At 58.2% G+C, this 6000-nt stretch carries 3 protein-coding genes, 4 tRNA genes and 1 pseudogene; 7 read left to right on the forward strand and 1 reads right to left on the reverse strand.

The window, feature by feature from the left end:
• The first annotated feature begins 14 nt into the window (after positions 1 to 14).
• The 7 genes and pseudogenes from clpB to ACGSLL_RS22595 all read left to right on the forward strand — a co-directional run bounded on the left by clpB (position 15) and on the right by ACGSLL_RS22595 (position 5083).
• Entirely contained in the window at positions 15 to 2579 is a 2565-nt protein-coding gene (gene clpB, locus ACGSLL_RS22565) for an ATP-dependent chaperone ClpB (protein WP_394507990.1), read from the forward strand.
• Positions 2580 to 2877: 298 nt separating this feature from the next.
• Positions 2878 to 2953: transfer RNA gene (locus ACGSLL_RS22570), tRNA-Asn, on the forward strand.
• Positions 2954 to 2962: 9 nt separating this feature from the next.
• Positions 2963 to 3039: transfer RNA gene (locus ACGSLL_RS22575), tRNA-Pro, on the forward strand.
• 5 nt (positions 3040 to 3044) lie between these two features.
• Positions 3045 to 3120, forward strand: a tRNA-Lys gene (locus ACGSLL_RS22580).
• A gap of 97 nt (positions 3121 to 3217) precedes the next feature.
• Positions 3218 to 3294 (forward strand) — tRNA-Pro (locus ACGSLL_RS22585).
• 163 nt (positions 3295 to 3457) lie between these two features.
• Positions 3458 to 4228 (forward strand): annotated as a pseudogene (locus tag ACGSLL_RS22590) (MCP four helix bundle domain-containing protein); the annotation flags it as partial.
• A complete protein-coding gene (locus tag ACGSLL_RS22595) occupies positions 4220 to 5083 on the forward strand; it encodes a methyl-accepting chemotaxis protein (protein ID WP_394507992.1) in 864 nt (287 codons plus the stop codon). The pseudogene ACGSLL_RS22590 and the gene ACGSLL_RS22595, both read left to right, overlap by 9 nt.
• Positions 5084 to 5143: 60 nt before the next feature.
• Here the strand turns inward: ACGSLL_RS22595 and ACGSLL_RS22600 are convergent, their stop codons facing one another.
• Complete coding sequence (locus tag ACGSLL_RS22600; protein WP_203419536.1) at positions 5144 to 5551, reverse strand: HvfA family oxazolone/thioamide-modified RiPP metallophore; 408 nt, start codon at positions 5549 to 5551, stop codon at positions 5144 to 5146.
• Positions 5552 to 6000 lie beyond the last annotated feature (449 nt).

Below are 6000 nucleotides of genomic sequence, written 5' to 3' on the forward strand. Positions count from 1 at the left end.
AAGGAAGGTGACCCATGCGTATAGACCGTTTAACCAGCAAATTACAGTTGGCCTTGTCCGACGCCCAGTCGTTGGCTGTCGGCCATGATCATCCGGCGATCGAGCCGGCGCACTTGATGCAGGCCATGCTTGAACAGCAGGGCGGTTCGATCAAGCCGCTGCTGATGCAGGTAGGCTTCGACGTCAACAGCTTGCGTAAAGAGCTGACCAAAGAGCTCGACCAATTACCGAAAATTCAGAACCCGACCGGCGATGTGAACATGTCGCAGGATCTGGCGCGTCTGCTCAATCAGGCCGACCGCCTGGCGCAGCAGAAGGGCGATCAGTTCATCTCCAGCGAACTGGTGCTGCTTGCGGCGATGGACGAGAACAGCAAGCTCGGCAAGTTGCTGCTCGGCCAGGGCGTGAGCAAGAAAGCCCTGGAAAACGCGATCAACAACCTGCGTGGCGGCGAAGCAGTCAACGACGCCAACCACGAGGAGTCGCGGCAGGCGCTGGATAAATACACCGTCGACCTGACCAAGCGTGCCGAAGACGGCAAGCTCGATCCGGTGATCGGCCGTGACGACGAAATCCGCCGTACCATTCAGGTCCTGCAACGTCGCACCAAGAACAACCCGGTGCTGATCGGTGAGCCTGGCGTGGGTAAAACCGCCATCGCCGAAGGCCTGGCCCAGCGCATCATCAACGGCGAAGTGCCGGACGGCCTCAAGGGCAAGCGTCTGCTCTCGCTGGACATGGGCGCGCTGATTGCCGGCGCCAAGTACCGCGGTGAGTTCGAGGAGCGCCTGAAAGGCTTGCTCAATGAACTGTCGAAGCAGGAAGGGCAGATCATTCTGTTCATCGACGAACTGCACACCATGGTCGGCGCCGGTAAAGGCGAAGGCTCGATGGATGCTGGCAACATGCTCAAGCCTGCATTGGCCCGTGGCGAGTTGCACTGCGTCGGCGCGACCACGCTCAACGAGTACCGCCAATATATAGAGAAGGATGCGGCGCTGGAGCGGCGCTTCCAGAAAGTGCTGGTGGATGAACCGAGCGAAGAAGACACCATTGCGATCCTGCGTGGCCTCAAAGAGCGTTACGAGGTTCACCACAAGGTGGCTATCACCGACGGCGCGATCATCGCGGCGGCGAAGCTCAGTCATCGCTACATTACTGATCGGCAGCTGCCGGACAAGGCCATCGACCTGATCGACGAGGCCGCCAGCCGTATCCGCATGGAAATCGACTCCAAGCCGGAAGTGCTCGACCGTCTGGAGCGGCGCTTGATTCAACTGAAAGTGGAATCCCAGGCGCTGAAGAAAGAAAGCGACGACGCGGCGAAGAAACGTCTGGAAAAGCTCCAGGAAGAAATCGAGCGTCATGAGCGTGAGTATTCTGACCTGGAAGAAATCTGGAACTCGGAAAAAGCCGAGGTGCAGGGTTCTGCGCAGATCCAGCAAAAGATCGAGCAATCGCGTCAGGAACTGGAAGCGGCGCGGCGCAAAGGCGATCTGAATCGCATGGCCGAGTTGCAGTACGGGGTGATCCCGGATCTGGAACGCAGCCTGCAGATGGTTGACCAGCACGGCAAGAGCGAAAACCAGTTGCTGCGCAGCAAGGTCACCGAGGAAGAGATCGCCGAAGTCGTGTCGAAATGGACCGGCATCCCGGTGTCGAAAATGCTCGAAGGTGAGCGCGACAAGCTGATGAAGATGGAAAGCCTGTTGCACAAACGGGTGATTGGTCAGGAAGAAGCGGTCGTGGCCGTGGCCAACGCGGTACGCCGTTCGCGCGCCGGGCTGTCTGACCCGAATCGTCCGAGCGGTTCGTTCATGTTCCTCGGCCCGACCGGTGTCGGTAAAACCGAGCTGTGCAAGGCACTGGCTGAATTCCTCTTCGACACTGAAGAGGCAATGGTGCGGATCGACATGTCCGAGTTCATGGAGAAACATTCCGTGGCTCGTCTGATCGGCGCGCCACCGGGCTACGTCGGCTATGAAGAGGGCGGTTATCTGACCGAAGCGGTACGGCGCAAGCCTTACTCGGTGATCCTGATGGACGAAGTCGAGAAGGCGCACCCGGATGTGTTCAACATCCTCCTGCAAGTGCTCGAGGACGGCCGTCTGACCGACAGCCATGGCCGTACGGTGGATTTCCGCAACACGGTGATCGTGATGACCTCGAACCTCGGCTCGATGCAGATCCAGGAACTGGTCGGTGACCGTGAGGCCCAGCGTGCAGCCGTGATGGACGCGCTGACGTCGCACTTCCGTCCGGAGTTCATCAACCGTGTCGACGAAGTGGTGATCTTCGAGCCGCTGGCGCGTGAGCAGATCGCGGGCATTACCGAGATTCAGCTGGGCCGTCTGCGCAGTCGTCTGGCCGAGCGTGAGTTGAAGCTAGAATTGAGCCCGGAGGCGATGGACAAGCTGATTGCCGTCGGTTACGACCCGGTCTATGGCGCACGGCCGTTGAAACGTGCGATTCAGCGCTGGATCGAAAACCCGCTGGCACAGTTGATCCTTTCCGGTCACTTCATGCCAGGCGACACCGCAACCGGCACCGTCGAGAACGAGGAAATCGTTTTCAACTAAGCCCTCACGCCAGGTAAAAATCCGAGGCCCCACATTGTGGGGCCTTTTTTTTCGTTAGGCTGTTGAACTCAAAGGAAAAGGCTTGTAAAGTGCGCCCCGCAGTCAGTCACCGGCAGCGTTTCAACTCACTGGGTTGAAAACTGAAATAAGTTGCAAATCATTAACTTGAAAGCAATTTAGGGGGTTGACAGAGGTGTTCTAGGTTGTAGAATAGCGCGCCTCAGACACACGAACGCAGCGATGCGAAAACGGTGTCGAGAAGCTTCAGGTTTCACCGTTGTAAATTGAAATATGTAGTTCCGTGATAGCTCAGTCGGTAGAGCAAATGACTGTTAATCATTGGGTCCCAGGTTCGAGTCCTGGTCACGGAGCCAATTTCAAACCGGGGTATAGCGCAGTCCGGTAGCGCGCCTGCTTTGGGAGCAGGATGTCAGGAGTTCGAATCCCCTTACCCCGACCATTTTTGGGTCGTTAGCTCAGTTGGTAGAGCAGTTGGCTTTTAACCAATTGGTCGTAGGTTCGAATCCCACACGACCCACCATTTTTGAAACCAGTTAGCGCTGGGATCGAATCTTAAGATCAGAGGCCAAAAGCGCTGATCGAAGAAGGCGATCTTTGAAAGGTCGCCTTTTTTTTACCGGGGTATAGCGCAGTCCGGTAGCGCGCCTGCTTTGGGAGCAGGATGTCAGGAGTTCGAATCCCCTTACCCCGACCATATTGAAAATCCTCGTATCGAAAGATACGGGGATTTTTTTTGTCTGCTGAAAAGACAAATCCCTTCAAGTCGTCATACAACCGGCCGATAGCCCGCTAACACGAGGGGACTGCCATGGCTTCGCCCTTCGAATCTGGCCAATACAAGAATAAGGGCGTTCGTCATGTTGCTTCGTCAGTTGAATATTGCTCCGCGGGCTGCCTTGGGCTTTGCCCTGATCGCGGTATTGGTGGCCTTGCTCGGCGTGTTTGCCCTTGGGCAGATGTCGAGCATCCGCGACAGTGAAGTCGCCGTGGAGACTCAGTGGCTGCCGAGCATTCGTGGCGGCGACGAGATTCGCGAGCTGATGCTGCGTATCCGCACCATCTCCTTGCGCATGGCGCTGGACGAAGACCCGAAGAACATCCCGACTTACCGCGGCCAGATGGACACCCGCGACAAAGAGCTCAGCGAGAAAATCACCGCTTACGACAATCTGGTCACCACGCCAGAGGGCCAGCAGCTCTACGACCAGTTCAAGCAGACCTTTGCTGCGTACCGCACCGGGATTGCCCAATCGTTCACCCTGGCCGAGCAGGGCAAGCGCGACGAGCTGACGAAACTGCTGCTTGTCGACATGAAGACCGTGGTTGACGGCTCGGGCAAGCAACTCAATGACCTGGCGGATCTGTTCGCCAAACAGGTCGCGCTGGAGAGCCAGAAGTCTGCCGCCCACTACGCCACATCGCGGACCATCGTCAGCGTGTTCATCGCATTGGCGGCGCTCGCCACTGTGGCGCTTGCCATGCTGCTGACACGCAGCATCGTGCGACCGCTGAGCAGCGCAGTCAGCGCCGCTGAAAGCGTGGCGAAGGGCGATTTGACCCGCCCCATCGAAACCCAGGGCAACGACGAGGTCAGCCGTTTGCTCAAGGCACTGGCGACCATGCAGCAGAACCTGCGCGAAACCTTGCAGGGCATCAGCGGCTCGGCCACGCAATTGGCGTCCGCTGCCGACGAACTCAACGCAGTGACGCTCGACAGCTCCCAAGGCCTGCAACAGCAGAACAATGAAATCGAACAGGCGGCCACCGCGGTCACTGAGATGACCACGGCGGTGGAGGAGGTTGCGCGCAACGCCGTTTCGACCAGCGACGCCACCCGCCAATCCAGCGATTCGGCGCAACTGGGGCAGGAGCGGGTCAGCGAGACTGCCAGCGCCATCAGTGCCCTGGCCGCTGATGTGCAGCACACCGGCGAGTTGGTGCAATCGTTGGCCAATCAATCCCAGGACATCGGCAAGGTGCTCGACGTGATTCGCGCAATTGCCGAGCAGACCAACCTGTTAGCGCTCAACGCGGCGATTGAAGCGGCGCGGGCGGGTGAAAGCGGGCGCGGGTTTGCCGTGGTCGCCGATGAGGTGCGCGCGCTGGCCCATCGTACGCAGCAATCGACCCAGGAAATCGAGCAGATGGTGCAGGGCATGCGCAACGGCTCGAGTCTGGCGCTGGAGTCGATGCAGGCCAGTGCTGCGCGTGCAAATACCACGCTGAGCATGGCGGCACGCGCCGGTGAGGCGTTGCAGACGATCACCGCGTCGGTGCATGAGATCCACGAGCGTAATCTGGTCATCGCCAGCGCTGCCGAGGAGCAGGCGCAGGTGGCGCGGGAAGTGGACCGCAATCTGGTCAACATTCGTGATTTGTCGGTACGCTCTGCGGCAGGTGCCGACCAGACCAGCGCCTCCAGCCACGAATTGTCGAAACTGGCCAACGCCCTGCAAGGCATGGTGCGGCGCTTTCAGTTGTAAGCGCCAGACATGAAAAAGCCGCGCTTTTCTTATAAAAGCGCGGCTGGATTGCCTGCTGAATCAGGCGCCATCTTGATCCTTCAGATGCTCGAACAGACCTTTGGGCATCTTCTTGCCATTGGCTTCGAAGTTGGCCTTCACATTGTTGTAAGCCTCTTGCTCGTCGATGAAGCCGTCGTGGTTGGTGTCGATCTTGTCGAAGTCAGACTTTGGCGCAACCTTGATGAATTCCGCGCGGGAGACTTTGCCGTCACCGTCGCTGTCGGTCTTGGCCATCGAAGCATCACCGCATTTACCTTCACCGCATTTGCCTTCCGGCGTCTTCACCGAGGTTTCCGCCGAGGCGACCATGTAGCCTTGCGCCAGTGGCTGGGCGGCAAATACCGAACCGGACAACATCAGCCCACCGGCGAGTGCGGCGCCGAACAGGCCAATGGATTTTTTACCGAGGGTCGAAGTACGCGACATTGACATTCTCCTGGCTGCACAGCGCAGCCACACGTTAAGGACGAAGCCCTGAGCAGGTGCGCTCGGGTGTGGCCATTAAGCGGTGGCGGTGTATCGCGACTGTGTCGTGGCGCGTGGAGTTTGTAAGAAAAGGTGAGATCTGCGCAGGCAGATACAGTGCGAAACATATCTGCCATTCAACACAAAACCCTGTGGGAGCGAGCCTGCTCGCGAAAGCGTCAGATCAGTCGGCCAAATTGCTGACTGACGGAATGCATTCGCGAGCAGGCTCGCTCCCACAGGGGTAGTGTTTAGCTTTGATTCCGAGTCAGGCACAAGACAGTGTGGGAGATTCTATGGTTTTCACCAAGCTTTTTAGGCCGTTTTGCTGACGTAGTTCGTCTTCGTTTTCATCAAGGCAAACGCAATGCGAGCGAGTTTACGTGACAGAATCACCAACGCTTCAGTGG

This window comes from Pseudomonas retamae (assembly GCF_043496865.1).
GTDB lineage: Bacteria > Pseudomonadota > Gammaproteobacteria > Pseudomonadales > Pseudomonadaceae > Aquipseudomonas > Aquipseudomonas retamae.

Bases quoted from the DNA above. Each gene is read 5' to 3' on its own strand.
- clpB (WP_394507990.1), top strand. From the start codon at position 15: ATGCGTATAGACCGTTTAACCAGCAAATTACAGTTGGCCTTGTCCGAC.
- ACGSLL_RS22595 (WP_394507992.1), top strand. From the start codon at position 4,220: ATGCAGCAGAACCTGCGCGAAACCTTGCAGGGCATCAGCGGCTCGGCC.
- ACGSLL_RS22600 (WP_203419536.1), bottom strand. From the start codon at position 5,551: ATGTCGCGTACTTCGACCCTCGGTAAAAAATCCATTGGCCTGTTCGGC.